General features: G+C 53.0%; 12 protein-coding genes. 10 read left to right on the top strand and 2 right to left on the bottom strand.

Annotation, left to right across the window (positions count from 1 at the left end):
• Nucleotides 1-13 precede the first annotated feature (13 nt).
• The 6 genes from J7619_RS30525 to J7619_RS30550 all read left to right on the top strand — a co-directional run bounded on the left by J7619_RS30525 (nt 14) and on the right by J7619_RS30550 (nt 8,446).
• Nucleotides 14-1,627 (top strand): RagB/SusD family nutrient uptake outer membrane protein, encoded by a 1,614-nt coding sequence (locus J7619_RS30525; RefSeq protein ID WP_291208202.1) that lies wholly within the window; start codon nt 14-16, stop codon nt 1,625-1,627.
• Nucleotides 1,628-1,632: 5 nt separating this feature from the next.
• A complete protein-coding gene (locus tag J7619_RS30530; protein WP_291208204.1) occupies nt 1,633-2,739 on the top strand; it encodes a glycosylase in 1,107 nt (368 codons plus the stop codon).
• Nucleotides 2,740-2,782: 43 nt separating this feature from the next.
• Complete coding sequence (locus J7619_RS30535; RefSeq protein WP_291208206.1) at nt 2,783-4,795, top strand: beta-L-arabinofuranosidase domain-containing protein; 2,013 nt, start codon at nt 2,783-2,785, stop codon at nt 4,793-4,795.
• 26 nt (nt 4,796-4,821) lie between these two features.
• Nucleotides 4,822-6,795: a glycoside hydrolase family 127 protein gene (locus J7619_RS30540; RefSeq protein ID WP_291208208.1), complete on the top strand. Its 1,974-nt coding sequence runs from the start codon at nt 4,822-4,824 to the stop codon at nt 6,793-6,795.
• An 88-nt stretch (nt 6,796-6,883) separates the two neighbouring features.
• Complete coding sequence (locus J7619_RS30545) at nt 6,884-7,477, top strand: Crp/Fnr family transcriptional regulator (protein WP_291208211.1); 594 nt, start codon at nt 6,884-6,886, stop codon at nt 7,475-7,477.
• Between the two features lie 111 nt (nt 7,478-7,588).
• Nucleotides 7,589-8,446: an SDR family oxidoreductase gene (locus J7619_RS30550; RefSeq protein ID WP_291208213.1), complete on the top strand. Its 858-nt coding sequence runs from the start codon at nt 7,589-7,591 to the stop codon at nt 8,444-8,446.
• A 44-nt stretch (nt 8,447-8,490) separates the two neighbouring features.
• Here J7619_RS30550 and J7619_RS30555 read toward each other — a convergent pair whose 3' ends face one another.
• Nucleotides 8,491-10,920, bottom strand: a complete 2,430-nt coding sequence (locus J7619_RS30555) for an ABC transporter permease (RefSeq protein WP_291208215.1) — start codon at nt 10,918-10,920, stop codon at nt 8,491-8,493.
• Between the two features lie 282 nt (nt 10,921-11,202).
• Between J7619_RS30555 and J7619_RS30560 the strand changes: the two genes are divergently transcribed.
• Genes J7619_RS30560 through J7619_RS30570 form a run of 3 tightly spaced genes read left to right on the top strand, consistent with a single transcriptional unit; the run spans nt 11,203 to nt 14,624 of the window.
• The gene (locus J7619_RS30560) at nt 11,203-11,592 is read left to right on the top strand and encodes a nuclear transport factor 2 family protein (protein ID WP_291208217.1); all 390 of its coding nucleotides are present in this window, start codon (nt 11,203-11,205) and stop codon (nt 11,590-11,592) included.
• Nucleotides 11,593-11,624: 32 nt separating this feature from the next.
• Complete coding sequence (locus tag J7619_RS30565; protein ID WP_291208219.1) at nt 11,625-13,556, top strand: hypothetical protein; 1,932 nt, start codon at nt 11,625-11,627, stop codon at nt 13,554-13,556.
• A 24-nt stretch (nt 13,557-13,580) separates the two neighbouring features.
• Nucleotides 13,581-14,624 (top strand): ferritin-like protein, encoded by a 1,044-nt coding sequence (locus tag J7619_RS30570; protein ID WP_291208220.1) that lies wholly within the window; start codon nt 13,581-13,583, stop codon nt 14,622-14,624.
• Nucleotides 14,625-14,684: 60 nt separating this feature from the next.
• Here the strand turns inward: J7619_RS30570 and J7619_RS30575 are convergent, their stop codons facing one another.
• Nucleotides 14,685-15,602, bottom strand: a complete 918-nt coding sequence (locus J7619_RS30575; RefSeq protein WP_291208221.1) for a VOC family protein — start codon at nt 15,600-15,602, stop codon at nt 14,685-14,687.
• A 160-nt stretch (nt 15,603-15,762) separates the two neighbouring features.
• Between J7619_RS30575 and J7619_RS30580 the strand changes: the two genes are divergently transcribed.
• On the top strand, nt 15,763-16,164 hold the full coding sequence (locus tag J7619_RS30580) for a DUF3574 domain-containing protein (RefSeq protein ID WP_291208223.1): 402 nt from the start codon (nt 15,763-15,765) through the stop codon (nt 16,162-16,164).
• The last annotated feature ends 1 nt before the right edge of the window (nt 16,165 follow it).

The following is a 16,165-nucleotide window of genomic DNA, read 5'->3' on the forward strand; positions in this document are numbered from 1 at the left end:
AAGACTATCCAAGATGAAGCCATTGAAACCATATACAGGAACAGCGCTTTTGCTGATGATCGCCGCGAGCGGCTGCAACAATGACCTGACCGAAAAGATCTATTCCGAAGTGACGGAAGATACCTACAACTATTCCAATGCCTACCAGGCCATGAGCATCGGCTATGCCAATATGCGGAACCTGATTTCGCACACGCACTGGTACATGGCCCAGGAATCGACCGCCGACGGCATCGTGATGCCCGCCAATGCCTCGGGCTGGGATGACGGCGGGATTTACAAGCGCATGCACCTGCACACATGGAACTCGGAAAATCCGCAGATCAGCAGCATGTGGAATACCTTCTATTCGGGGGTGATCAATGCGAACCGGCTCATCGACCAGCTATCGAACGACAAGATCACCATTCCGTCCGGTGTTACCAAAGAGGCGTTAATCTCCGAAATACGGACAGTGCGGGCGTTCTTTTACTGGCTCATTTGCGACAATTTCGGTGACGCACCCCTCATTACCGACCGCTCCGACGCGCTGCCCGAAAAAACCGGAAGAAAGGGTATTTACCAATTCATCGTCAAGGAATTAACCGAATCAATCCCGAACCTGAGCGAAGACCGGAACACGCTGCTGTACGCACGGTTCAATAAATGGGCGGCTAAAACGCTGCTCGCGAACGTGTACCTCAATGCCGGAATTTATTCGGGCGAAACCAAATGGGAGGAATGCCTCGCACAATGCAACGACGTGATCGCTTCGGGGAAATACCAGTTAGAAACCAGCCTCGCCGCGCCTTTTGTTACCGAAAACCAAAATTCGCCAGAGATCGTGTTTGCAATCCCTTTTGAAGAAAACCTGGCCGGCGGGTTCAGCGCGCACATGTTTTCGTGGCATGCCTCGCTGAAAAACAAGGTCAATATGCTGGCGACGCCCTGGGGTGCCGGTTCGGCAAAAGGAGTGCCGCAGTTCATCAATACCTACGACGCCGACGACCAGCGCCTGAAAGCGACGTGGATGATCGGTCCGCAGTTTGCGGCAGACGGCGTAACGCCGCTGAAAGGCTCGTATGACCAGGCCGGCAAGAATGTGGTGCTCACCAACGAACTGCCCGACGGCCTGTACACCGGCGAAGCGGAGGGATACCGGATGAATAAATTCGAAGTAAAAACGCAGGCGCAGGGAAGCCTGGGCAACGATTTTCCGGTGTTCCGCTACGCTCAGGTACTGATGATGAAAGCGGAATGCCTCTTGCGGACTGGCAAAGCCAACGATGCTGCCACGGTGGTATCGCAGGTGCGCACACGGGCATTCGCGGCCAAACCCTCCAAAGCAACGGTTACCGGCGCCGACCTGCAAAAGAGCAGCGCATATCAATATGGTTATGTCGAGAATTACAAAGTAGTGGACCCCGGCAATGCGACGGCCGTACAGTACGGCAGGATGCTCGACGAGCTGGGCTGGGAATTTGCATGGGAAGGCTTCCGCCGCCGCGACATGATCCGTTTCGGGGTTTATACCACCAGGAGCTGGCTCTCGCACAAGCCCACCGGCGCTTTCAGGGCCGTGTTCCCGATCCCGCAGATCGCCATTAACTCCAATCCTAAACTCAAACAAAACCCGGATTACAACTAGTGGATATGAAGAAAGTGCTGATTGGATGTGTATTGCTTTGGACAGCGGGCTTTGGTTTGGCCGGCAGAGCGGTTGTTGCGCAATCGGGCGACGGCCGCTCCGACGGCGGGACCAAAGTCCCGCAACAGGTTATGCAGAACATCTTTGAAGAAGTGAAAACCCCTTACAAATACGGCGTGGTGATCCTGCAACCCAACAAAGGGCGGATGGTTGACAGCCCGACGGTGTTCCGACAAGGCGGCATTTGGTACATGACCTACATCATTTTTGACGGCAAAGGCTATGAAACCTGGCTTTCCAAAAGTGATAACCTGCTGCAATGGACCTCGCTGGGCAGGATCATGTCGTTCACCGAAAATACCTGGGACGCCACGCAAAAAGCAGGCTACGTGGCATTGGTCGACACCGAATGGGGCGGCAGCTATGAAGCCGAAAAGTTTGAAAACAAATACTGGCTCTCCTACCTCGGCGGCTCCGAAAAGGGGTACGAGGCAGGCAGGCTCGGCATCGGCATAGCTTCCACGTCGGACCTGACCCGGGCCAGTGAGGTGGACCGGTTCCCGCAGCCCGTATTGTCGGCAGTTGACAAGGACGTACGCTGGTACGACGATAAAACGATCTACAAAAGCCTCGTCATCCGCGATAAATCCCGCATTACCGGCCACCCGTTTGTGATGTATTATAATGCCAAAGGCGAAAAGGGCGACGACAAGGGCAACGGTTTCGAAAGCATCGCCATGGCCGTGTCCGACGATATGAAGCACTGGAAACGTACCGGCGACCAGCCGCTGATCACCCGCAACACCGGCATTTGCGGCGACGCCCAAATAGCAAAAATCGGGGATGTGTACGTGATGTTCTATTTCGGGGCATTCTGGAAACCGGGCGCTTTCGAACGCTTCGCCTGCTCCTACGATCTCCAAAACTGGACAGACTGGACCGGCCCCGACCTCATTTCCCCCACCGAACCGTACGATAAAACCTATGCCCACAAGCCCTGGGTGATCAAATGGAACGGCGTGGTATACCATTTTTACAATGCCGTAGGCGACCAGGGCCGCGTCATCGCACTAGCCACTTCCAAAGATTTAAGAACCCAAAACAACCCCTGACCATACTTGACAACACCTGACAATACCCAACTAAAACCGACCAATGAAAAAACTCCTGTTCTCAACTGCCTTGCTCATTACCCTGCAAGCCCACGCACAACCAGGAAAAGAAATTAGTTACACCCCCGGCAAAGCCCCGCTAAGGTCAAATCCGTACAGCGAGCTGCCACTGGGCGCCATTAAACCGCAAGGCTGGCTCAAAGAAATGCTCGTTCGCCAGAAAAACGGGTCCACCGGCAAGCTCGACGAACTTTACCCACTCGTGATGGGCAAGCGCAACGGCTGGCTGGGCGGCGACGGCGACCAATGGGAACGCGGCCCGTACTGGATAGACGGCCTGCTCCCGCTCGCCTACATCCTCGACGACAAAGAACTCATCGCCAAAACCAAACCCTGGGTGGAATGGGCCATTGCGAGCCAGCAGCCCGACGGGTATTTCGGGCCGTCCAAAGATTATGGCCATGAACCCGGCGTGCAGCGTGACAACAGCCGCGACTGGTGGCCCAAAATGGTGGTATTGAAAATTTTGAAACAATACTATTCCGCCACCGGCGACCAGCGGGTTATTACTTTAATGACCAACTATTTCAAATACCAGCTCAAAGAACTCCCTTCGAAACCGCTGGATAACTGGACATTCTGGGCGCGGTACCGTGGTGCGGATAACCTCGCGGTGGTGTACTGGCTCTACAACATCACCGGCGACAAGTTCCTGCTCGACCTGGGGAACCTCATTCACCTTCAAACCTTCGACTATACCAATGCATTCCTGAATACCGACCTGCTTTCGACGCGCGGCAGCATTCATTGCGTCAATCTCGCGCAGGGTATCAAGGCGCCGCTGGTCTATTTCCAGCATCATCCCGAACAGAAATACCTGGACGCTACCCAAAAGGGTTTCGCCGATCTTCGTAAGTTCAACGGCCTCGCCCATGGTCTGTACGGCGGCGACGAGGCGCTGCACGGCAACGATCCTACCCAGGGTTCCGAACTCTGCTCGGCCGTGGAAATGATGTTTTCCCTCGAAAGCATCCTCGAAATCACCGGCGATGTGGGCTATGCCGATATGCTCGAAAAAGTGGCATTCAATGCATTACCGACGCAGGCTTCCGACGATTTTATGACCCGCCAGTATTTCCAGCAGGCCAACCAGGTGATGATGACCCGACACCAGCGCAACTTCGACGTGAACCACGGCGGCACCGACGTGTGCATGGGGCTGCTTACGGGTTATCCGTGTTGTACGTCCAATATGCACCAGGGCTGGCCAAAATTTGTACAAAATCTCTGGTACGCGACCGCCGACAAGGGCATTGCGGCCCTGGCCTATTCAGCCAGCGAAGCGAGTATCAAACTGCCGGGCGGCATTGGCGTGGGTGTGAAGGAAGAAACCTCCTATCCTTTTGAGGAAACCATCAGATTCACGGTTAATCCTTCTGCCAAAGCGGTATTCCCGTTCCATATGCGCATTCCGGCGTGGTGTAAGAAGGGAGTTATCAAAGTAAATGGCAAACTCTGGCTCGAACCGGATGGCAACCAGATCGTGAAACTGACCCGTGAATGGGAAAAAGGCGATGTGGTGGAGCTGACATTGCCTATGCATATTTTCAAAAACACCTGGGTAGAAAACTCCATTTCCGTGGAGCGCGGACCGCTTACGTATGCATTGAAAGTGGGCGAAACCTCCAAACTGGTGAAAAATGATAAAGATCCGATCGACTACGGCGCCAGCTATACGGAAGTGCGGCCCACCACGCCCTGGAACTACGGATTGATCCTCACGCCCGACAGCAAACTGGAAGAACAGTACAAATGGGAAGTAGCGAAACCGGTTTCAAACTATCCATGGAACCCCGAAAATGCGCCGTTGCAGATCAAAACGAAGGCCCGCCGCATTCCGTCGTGGGGCTTATACAACGAAATGGCCGGCCCGATTCCGTACAGTATGACGTATCAGCTGGAAACCGAAGACGAGGAAGAAGACATCGTGCTGATCCCTTACGGATGTACCAATCTCCGGATTGCCCAATTTCCGGTGATCCACAAGAAAAAATAGGATTATCATTCAAAACGAATTTCGAAATGCAGTCAGCTATTAAAATATATGTCGGCGCAGCGCTTGTCTGGTGTATTCAGGCATTTCCAAACCCTGCACACGCCCAGCAGCGCATTCAGCCGGTGAAGTTCTCCGAGGTCAACATTACCGACCAGTTCTGGAAACCCAAACAGGAAAAAGTGGCCACGGCCACGCTGAATGCGTGCATTATCCAAACCGAAGAAAAATCGGGCCGGATCCGGAATTTCGAGAAAGCGGCACGCAGGCAGGGTGAAAAGCACGAAGGCATTTATTACGACGACAGTGATGTGTACAAAGCCATCGAAGCCATGGCCTATTCACTCAAAAACCGCCCCGATGCCGCGCTGGAACGTAAAGCGGATGAATGGATCGACAAGATCGCAGCAGCCCAGCTTCCGGATGGCTATTTGAATACCTATTACACCTTAACCGACCTCAAACAGCGCTGGACCGACATGGAAAAGCACGAGGACTACTGTGCGGGGCATTTAATAGAGGCGGCGGTGGCTTACTACAACACCACCGGCAAACGTAAACTCCTCGATGTAGCCATTCGCTTCGCCGACCACATCGATTCGACATTCCGTGTGGCCAACCGGCCGTGGGTATCCGGTCACCAGGAAATCGAGCTCGCGCTCATGAAGTTGTATCACCTCACCAAGGAAGACCGCTACCTGAAACTCGCCGACTGGTTCCTCGATCAGCGGGGCCACGGCCATGGAAAAGGGAAGATCTGGGACGAATGGAAGGATCCCAAATATTGCCAGGACGATGTGCCGGTGAAGCAGCAGAAAGAAATCACGGGCCACGCCGTGCGTGCCATGTACCAGTACACGGGCGCGGCCGACGTAGCGTCCGTCACGCAGGACCCGGGTTATATGAATGCCATGACCGCCGTGTGGGAAGATGTCGTTTACCGGAACATGTACCTGACGGGTGGTATAGGCTCTTCCGGCCACAACGAAGGTTTCACGGATGATTACGACCTCCCCAACGGGGCCGCATACAGCGAAACTTGCGCATCGGTAGGAATGGTGTTCTGGAACCAGCGCATGAACGCGCTCACAGGCGACGCCAAGTACATCGACGTCCTCGAACGCAGCCTGTACAACGGCGCGCTGGACGGCCTCAGCCTGAATGGCGATACTTTCTTTTACGGAAACCCGCTTTCTTCGGTAGGTACCAATGCACGGAGCGCCTGGTTCGGAACGGCTTGCTGCCCTTCGAATATCGCAAGGCTGGTCGCGTCTGTCGGAGATTATATTTATGGTAAATCCGATGGAAAGATTTGGGTGAACCTCTTCGTGGGCAGCAATACTACTTTTCAGTTCGGAAAAACGGCAGTACCCCTTCAAATGGACACCAACTATCCGTGGAACGGTCAAGTGAAGATCAGGGTCTCGCCCGCACAGAAAGTAAAATATGCATTGAACATCCGCATTCCGGGCTGGGCAACCGAAACCGCCGTTCCGGGCGGACTATACAATTTTGCGGCAGCCGGTAGCAGCAAAGTCGAAATATGGCTGAATGGCAAGCCCGTCAATTATCAAACGGACAAAGGTTATGCGGTGATCGACCGCACCTGGCAGAATGGCGACGAAATCGAACTGAAACTGCCCATGGAAGTACGGCAAATCAGGGCCCGCAATGAAGTGAAGGCCGATGCCGACCGGATCGCCCTCCAACGCGGCCCGATCGTCTACTGTGTGGAAGGCGCCGACAATGCGGGCGAGGTATGGAACCTGCTCGTGCCCGAAAACCCCTCGTTCAATATCCGGAACAGCCAGATTCTGAACGAATCCGTCGTCTCGATCAGGGCCAACCTGCAGGTATTAAAACCGACCCCCGACGGCCTGAACGTAAAGCCGGAGCCACAGACCGTGACCGCGATTCCGTACTACACCTGGGCAAACCGCGGTCGCGGACCGATGCAGGTATGGCTGCCCGTAAAGATGAAGAATATCAGGATTGCAGAATAATTTCATAGCAGTATGTCATGACGGAGTGAACCTTCATTCCGTCATTTTTTTTATATGGATACGCATCCATCCGTTTGATAAACTGAGTATGAACCCAGGCACTACAATTGACCAATTCATTCAATACCTTACCGATAAAATCACGCTTTCGGCCGACGAGATCGCACAAATCAAACAGGTAGCCATTCAAAAGAAAATCCGCAAACGGCAGTTGCTGTTACAGGAAGGGGATACCTGGAAATACAATGCATTTGTGGGCCACGGCTTTATGAGGACTTATTCTATCGATAACAAAGGCAACGAGCATATCCTGAACTTTTCTCCGGAGAACTACTGGTGTGGCGACCGGGAAAGCCTGATGACGGGTAATCCCTCGAGGTTCAATATTGAAGCGATCGAAGACACGGATGTCGTGTTGATCACCAAAGAGAATTTCGATCTGCTTTGTCGGAATATTCCCCAACTGAACGATCTGGTCAACGCCATTTTGCATAAAAGCTTCATCGTATCGCAGGACCGCATCCATGCCGGCATCAGCCTTTCGGCCGAAGAGAAATACCAGAAATTTCTCAATCAGTACCCGCAAATCGCCAACCGTGTGCCGCAGCATATGATCGCATCCTACATCGGCATAACGCCCGAAACACTGACGCGGATCAGGCGGAGCAACGCCGGCAAATAGCCGTTTTATCATTTCCATTGACATTTGATTGGTATTTTTTCCAATAAATGTCAATGGAGACCGCCCCTTCCGGCTTGCAACTTTGCATCGTCAACTTTAACATTTAAGACGATGAACAAGACAGTTTTTATTACCGGAACCAGCACCGGTTTTGGTAAACTCACAGCAATCACATTGGCCAATGCAGGCCTTACCGTCATAGCAGGAATGCGGAACATCGGGAATAAAAACCGCGCGGTGGCAGAAGAGTTGGGCGCCATTCCCAACATCGAGGTGGTAGAAATAGACCTGACAGACGATACTTCGGTGAACAACGCCTTTGAGCAAGTCCTGGCGCGCCACGGCAAGATCGATGTACTCGTGAATAATGCCGCGGTGAGCGGCTTCGGGGTATTCGAATCATATAGTGTGGACCGGATCCGTGAAATGTTCGAAATCAATTTTTACGGCGTGGTCAGGACCTACCAGGCCGTGCTGCCGGCCATGCGTGCGGCAAAAAGCGGATTGATCATCAATATAACCTCCGGCGCCAGCGGCCATACCCTTCCCTTTATGGTGCCGTACCTGGCTTCCAAGTTTGGCGTGGAGAGCATTACCGAGGGCTTGCAGGATGAATTGAAACAGTTTGGAATCGATAATGTGTCGATACAGCCCGGCGTATACCCGACCGAAATGAATACGGGTGCCAAAGCCGGCATCCACGGCGACAAACCGGTGATCGCCCAGCAGTACGATCCGCTGGCATCGGAACAGTTCAATGCGCTTGGCCAGGGCCTTTTTGGTAAAATGGCCGCTTTTGACATGAACCCGCAAACCATCGCCGACGGTGTGCTCAAACTGATCCAAATGCCAGCAGGCCAACGCCCATTGCGTTTCCCCCTCGACGCCATCGCACAGGGCACCGACGTCGAATTCATCGAAGCGCGGGCGAACATCAAAGCCAAATGGGTAGCGGCTTATATGGAGTAGCCCTCGCCTGCCTGCAGGCTCGTGTATCAGGATATTTCGCCCCCCTATTCACTTCGCAAACTCCGTACAGGGTTCACCATCGCAGCCCGTACGCTCTGGAAGCTTACAGTGAGTAGCGCGATGACGGTCATGAGCAATCCGGCGGCAGCGAAAAGCCACCAGGATATGGATATCTTGAACTCGAAATTCTGCAACCACTGGTTCATCAGGTACCAGGCAATGGGCGAAGCGATAACGATCGCCAAAAAGACTGGTTTCAGAAAATCGCGGGAGAGCAATGCGACTACGCTGCTCACAGAGGCGCCGAGGACTTTCCTTACCCCTATTTCCTTGGTCCGCTGCTCGGCGGTGAAGGTGGCAAGACCGAAGAGCCCCATGCCGGCGATCAGTACCGCCAAAATAGTGGCTGCTTCGATGAGCCTGGCGGTGCGCGTTTCGGATTGGTAGGCTTGCGCCAACGTTTCGTCCAGAAAACTGTATTCAAAAACCTGGTCCGGGAATGCTTCGGTCCAGGCTTTTTCAATATCAGCCAATGCGGTTTGAATAGAAGCTGCGTTTTCGCTTTGCAGCTTGATACCCGCCTGATAAAAATTGTTGGGCACAACCTGCATCATCGTCGGGTCGATCTTCTGGTGCAGCGAGTTGACGTGAAAGTTACGGGCAACGCCGACGATTGTGGCAAACTCGTTGCCGTCGCCGTAATACACCCTTTGTCCGAGGGCTGCCCGGGGATCGGAAATCCCGATGTGGCCCAGGAATATTTCATTGACAATAATCCTGAAATCGGTCGTATCGCTGTCTTTCAGCGGCTCCCCGGCCAGCAGTTGAATACCGTAGGTATCGAAGTAATACGAGTCGCCCATTTTCATCTGGGTTTTGACCTGAACCACCTTTGGCCCCTGGCGGTACTCCATCGCCTGCATCCAGTTACTTTCGGCGGAAGCGCTATTGAACGAAAAACTCACATCCTTGATTTGCGCGGAACGGATCAGCTGGTTGCGAAGCGTTTGCAGCTTTTCGGGTTTATTGTCGGGAAGGCCCACGGTGACAATGGCCGATTTATTGAAGCCGAGATCCGCATTACGGAAGAAATCCAGTTGCCGGTCTATCAGCATCGCGCAGCAAATGAGCACGAGTGAAACGGTGAATTGCGCCACCACAAGTCCTTCGCGCATGGAAAACCACTGTCCGGCACGGAATACGGCGTTGTTTTTGAGTGCCCAAATAGGTGCCATGCCCGACAACCGCAATGCCGGATAAATTCCCGCCAGCAATGTCGTTACCATCAGCAAAACACTGAAAAACAACGCAGTTTGCGGTGCAAACAGGTCATTCAACGTCAGTGGAATAGCCAGCGCAGCCGCGAAAACCGGCAACAGCAGCACACCTAATATAAGAGCAACTACGCCCGCGAAAAAAGTAATGAGCCCCGCTTCGGTCAGGAACTGGTAGATCAGCGATTTCCGGTCGCTCCCTATTGCTTTGCGAATCCCCACTTCCTTCGCGCGCTTGAATGCACGCGCGGTGCTCAGGTTGATGAAGTTGAAGCAAGCGATGAGGAGCACGAGGGTACCGATCGCCGCAAGCGTTTTCAGCAATCCTACATTGGCGCTCCTGCCCCCCAGGTTGCCTGTATAATGGATTTCGGACAAATGACTGAGTTTGAAACGTTTGTCGGGCAAGGCTTCTTTACCCATGTGTTTCACTACCACAGCTTCGAAACGTCCTGCCAGTTTCGAAGCGTCGACGCCTTTTTTCAATAATACAAATACCTGGAAGTTGTCATTCCAGCCATTCCATTTGTTGTCTTCAAAGCCGGGGTTCATCTGCTTCACCGTCGCGAAAGACACCAGCATATTGAACGGGAAGCTGGTAGTAACCGGGTAATCTTCCACGACGCCGGTTACGGTCAGGTCCTGCTTGTTGTCCAGCCGGATGGTTTTGCCGAGAACGTCCACCGTGCCGAAATACTTGTTCGCGTAGGCCCGCGTGAGGACAATGGTACCCGGCTGATCCAATGCACGGCGCGGGTCTCCGGCTAGCCAGGTATAATCGAGCGTCCGGAAGATCCCGTTGTCGGCAAACACGAACGACTCCCTAAACTTCTTGTCGACTGCGGCAGGCGATCCTGCGGCAGGCGATCCTGCGGCAGGATCGCCTGCCGCCAGCGTCCGCCCGCCGGTTTGCATGAGCGGTGCGATGGTCTCTGCTTCGGGCAAATCGGTGCGCAGCGCGTTGGCCATGCCGGTGTAAGTGCCCGGATAAGTATGATTTTCCTTGATATTCTCGGTTTCAACCCGGTAGATCCGGGCCAGCTTCGATTGCGACAAGTCGTAGCTTGTCTCATGCCGCACGACCATAAAGATCAGTATCGCACAGGCCATGCCTACGGCGAGGCCCGTTACATTGATGACCGTGTAGCCTTTTCCGTTGAAAAAGCTCCTGAAAGCGATGGTTAAGTGGTTTTTGATCATGACCGGGCGCGAAGTTTTGATTCGCTTCGCGACCCACTAATGGCATGCCAGTTTTCAGTAAACCCGCATGGGAAACATCCGGCCCCTTTTTATTGATTATCCCAAAAGAAAATGTCCGCTTTCGAACGCTAAACGTACCAAAACGGACATGATAGCATGCAGAAAAAACCGCTTCGGCAGTATGCATTGCAACCGTTTAATAACTAATTCTACAAACAAATCGAATTAGTAAGTAAAAAATAACGCTACGGTCGCTTCCTCCTTCAAACAAATTTCATCTCCATGAACAGAGACAACGATAGACAACAAATTGAAAAACTGCGGCTGATTGTCCAGGAAGCTGAAAACACCGGCAACCTGCAAATGATGACCGCCATCCTCGCCGATGACATCACTGTGATTGCGCCCGGTTCGCCGGTTATCAACACCAAAGCCGGCGGTGTAGAATTCCTGCGCTCCTGGTTCGATGCTTTTTACATTCAGATATCCTATGAATCGCAGGATATCGAGATCAGGGGAGACCTTGCCTATGAATGGGCGATCTACCAGCAGACAACCACCGACAAGCAAACCGGCGAAAAAGCTTCGGAAACAGGCAGGATGCTCTGGATCTACAAAAAGTACAATGAAGCATGGCTGCAACATTTCATTATCTGGAACACAGCCGCTTAAAGAATTTTATCCTCACAATAAATTAAAACACCATGTCCTATCTTCATGCGCCAAGGCTCGTGTTCACGGGCGATTTCCTGTCCGACGTCAGCACGGTCAATAACGACACGGCCCACTACAACAACACCACTTTCAAACCCAATTTCCAGGAGCCCGGTAAAGGCGCCACCAATGGTTGGTGGAACCCCGAAGGAGGGGCGGTTTTCGACTTCCAGAACTGTGCGGTAAAGCAGGTTTTCCTTCCGGACGGCACCACCCAGACTTCCCAGTCCGACGACATCATCATCGGCCAGGCCGTGGTAGGCGCCCAGGGGCGTCCGACGGGTAAAATGGTGGACCTCGATCCCGATGCCCAGATGTTTTCCGCATTATGGTGCGTCCAGCTTCGCATTTGTGCCGCCAATGGCGACTTGCTGTTCAAGGGTGATATTACCACCACCTCGTTCCGCGACCTCCAGATGAGACAGCTCGACGGCGGTAAGAGCAATGGACAGCCATTGGGCGCCAGCTGGACATCAGTCATTACCAATGTCGAATGGGGCCCGCTCGCGGAGCAGTCGGCTTTCCTGAAAGCACTGCGCGCAACCACGCAGAACAATACCCTGGCTATTAACATGAACCCGTTCGGCTATTATTACAATCATAACGACGGCCGTTTTTCATTGGGAAGGATCATCGGCTCCATCGGGCCGTATTTCGAAGGAGAACCGCTCACCTTCGCGGCTGCACGCAGGTTGTACGGCATCAACTACACCGCAAGTGCACGTGGTACGTATTTCAGCACCTCCAATTTCCTGGTGGAGCCCGATGCCAAACGGGTAAGCGTCGACTTTGGAGCGAGCTTTCCGGTAGCTAACTCTATCGGGACCATTAACTATAACCAGGATTTACGCCTGGCCGTCAGCAAGGTGCCGCAAACCGGCGTGGCAAGCCGCCAGACACCGACTTTTTACATTAATCCTAATGATTTTATCGAAATCGGGGCGCTGGGTTATCAATCCGACCCGAACTGGCTGAATCAGACGGGCGGGATCGTTTCGTTCAATAACCTCCCCGATGCGACATTATCGGCATTGAGCAATAACCAGCTGATATTAATCACGCCATCGACAAGCCAGCCCGGACAGTTTGCGATTATCGCGCGGGAGGCGATCGACGGACTGGTAGCCAGGGCCGACAATTTCATCCAGCGACTGGACGATGGGCAATCGGTGAACATCGATTTTTATGCCTACCAATGGGGGAAACCGCTTCCGAACGCCAGCATCAGCGTGACACTCGACCCACCTACCCCGGATACGCCGGTGAGCCCGCAAAACCCGATCTCGGAAATTTACGGCAATAACTTTCCGGCGGACGGCCTGACCTTCAACGGACAGATTTCGACCGATCCGAAAGGCAAAGCGCAGATGCTGCTGGCCGGCAATGCCATTTACAGCCCGCGGGTGTACATCGACGGGCAGATCTACTTCATTACCTACCAGACGGCCACCGTCGATCAGGCATTTGGTACCGAACAGGTCGTCGTGCACCTGCGCGACTATTTCCAGGAGATAGCACAGCCGGTTTGGGACGACATTTCCGAGATGATGATCCAGTACAGCAATCTTTACCCGATCATGAGCAAATATGTCGTGAACCTCGCCGATCCTATGGCACTTGCAGAGAAAAAGAACATCCTGATTTTCGCATTCTCGCGTGATATGAACGACACGATGCACATGCCGGTAACGCGCGACTTGTCGACCACCAAGCGCAACACCATCCTGAACTGGCTCAATAACCCGCAAATAGCTCCAAAAGGCGTGGTAAGGTCCGATGCCAGGGAGGTAAGGGCCGCCAACCCGGTGGCACCCGGCACGGCGTTGACCGACAAACAAACCAGGTACCGGGAAGCCGTGAAAGCGAAAAACGGGTCGTTCCCGGGCTTCTCCGCTACCAACGATTTGTTTGAAAATCTGTGATTTACGGTTTAAAATTTCTTCACCATGCTACAAATAGATTCAAAATATATTGAGAAGGCATTGAGCGCCAATGCCCTGGAAGAGCTCTATCCGCTTCTTCAGAACGCCGTCGAACTGGAACATTCGACCATCCCCCCTTACCTCACGGCGATGTTTTCGCTGAAACCCGGCTCCAACCTCGTGCAGCGGCAGATTATTCACTCGATCGTGATCGAGGAGATGCTGCACATGACCATTGCCGCGAATATCCTGAATGCCCTTGGAGGGAACCCCGTGATCGACCAGGCCGATTTCGTGCCCGAATACCCCGGCCCGTTGCCTATGGGTATTGGCAATGGACTCATCGTCGGATTGGAAAAATATTCGACAGATGTTGTCAAAAATGTATTTATGGAGATTGAAGAGCCGGAGAACCCGCTGGTTTTCAAATCCGTGAGCCTGGCTGCCATGCCTACGTACAGCACGATAGGCCAGTTTTACCAGGCCATTCAACAAAAGATAGAAGAACTGGCGCCAGACGACTTACCGGGAGACAAAGCCAAACAGGTTACGTCGTCGTTCTTCCCGGCCGACGAGCTTTTTCCGATTTACACCAAGCAAAATGCGATCGACGCGATTAACATCATCATCGAGCAAGGCGAAGGGACTTCGACCTCCCCGCTCGACCAGGAAGACGAGCTCGCGCATTACTACCGGTTTGAAGAGCTGTACAAGGGAAAAAGACTGGTAAAAGATCCCGCCGCGCCCAATGGTTATTCATTCTCCGGGCCTACAATCCCATTCTCACCCGACGATGTTTTCCCGTTGTTTCCCAACACCAAAACGAGCATGCTGCCTGCCGGCAGTGAGGAGCTAAACCGGATGAATGAGTTCAATACGAGCTATTACTCGTTGCTTTCGGGGCTTCACACGACGTTCAACGGCCAGCCCGGAATGCTCGACAATACCGTGGGCGTCATGTACGACCTCAAACTGACCGCCCAAAAACTGTGCGCCATGCCATTCCCCGGCAAACCCGGCTATACCATCGGGCCGTCGTTCGAGTTTATCGTTCCTGTCGGAAGTTAAGGTATATTATTGCAGATCGGCGGCGGATCATTTCAGCGCCACCGATCTGCATTTAATGCTTTACACTCCTTCAAAAGCGCTTTTCAATGCCGCGATGTCAAGCCTTTTCATCGGTAGCAATGCCTGGGTGACCCGGTTGAGCTGCGCACGGGTGCCGTTGACCATCATTTCTTCCAGCTCGATCGGAGATATTTGCCAGGAAACACCGAATTTATCCTTGACCCATCCGCATTGCTCTGCCTCGGGAACTGCTGATAATTTTTGCGTAAAATAATCGAGTTCCTCCTGGTCTTCGCAGTTCACTACCAGCGAAATACCTTCATTAAAGCCAAATTTATGCTGATGGGCACTGTCCATGGCCGTGAACCACGAATCTTCCAGCTTGAAATCCGAAAACATGACCGTACCCGGCTTGTCGGGCGCATGTCCTTCGGGGTAGCGATGCAGTGAGCCCAGCCTGGATTTTTCAAAAACAGAGCAGTAAAAATTGATGGCCTCTTCCGCTTTGCCGCACTGATCCCCCACAAAAAGCAACGAGGTGATGATCGGCGGTCGTGGTTCTCCCTCCGGGTTGGTAAGGATCAGCTGCCAGGAAACACCATATTTGTCCTGTACCCAGCCATACCGCTTGCTGAACGGATACTCATCGATGGGCATCAACGCATTTCCGCCCTCGGCCAGCTTGTTCCATACCTCATCGAGTTTCGCGCGCGCCGAGTCTCCCGAACCGCCAAACAGCAGCGGGTCGAAATTAACCATGAAAGAAATGGAAGGATTGGGCTTGAATATCGGCCCGGCGCTGATCGCCATGAATTTCTGGCCCCAAAGCTCGAATATAACCATATCTGCGTCCCCGGAAGGCGTATCTTCCATCCGTGTGACGCTGTTAACCTGTGATTCCGGAAATACCGAAGCGTAAAACGCTGCCGCTTCGGCAGCTTCCTTATCAAACCATAAATGCGGGACGATTTTCTGCATGACCATTTGATTTTAGTTGATGACTCGAACGGGATGTGCTGACGGGAGGATTGTAAAGGTAACGAATTGGTCGGTTCGAGCAGTCTGTCATTTTACTTCGATAGCTCTTTTCGCTTGTAATAACTTATGGTATGTTTATGGATACATTCAATCCTGAACGATGATCAACCTGGAACAACTGCGAAAATGGGCGGTGATCGGCTGCCTGTGCCTTTCTTCATGTGCAAGCTACCAGCGCACCGACCTCTATTTCGGCCGGGACATTCCCGGCGGCGGCGTGGTCAGCGAGCCTCAATGGAAGAATTTTAGCGATAGCGTCATCAGCAACTATTTCCCCGAAGGCTACACCGAGTGGGATGCCAACGGCCGCTGGAAGGATACCGACACCAGGCAAACGATCACGGAACCGACGAAAGTGGTCACTTTTTTTGGTAAGAAAACCAAAGAAAGAAGCGCCGCGCTCGACAGCATTGCCCAACGTTACCTGCGCCGCTTCCGCCAGCAAAGCGTGCTGCGGACCGATATCAAATCCAAAGTAAAATTTATCAATAAGGCCCGGTAAC

The organism is Dyadobacter sp., assembly GCF_017744695.1.
In the GTDB taxonomy this organism is placed as follows: Bacteria; Bacteroidota; Bacteroidia; order Cytophagales; family Spirosomataceae; genus Dyadobacter.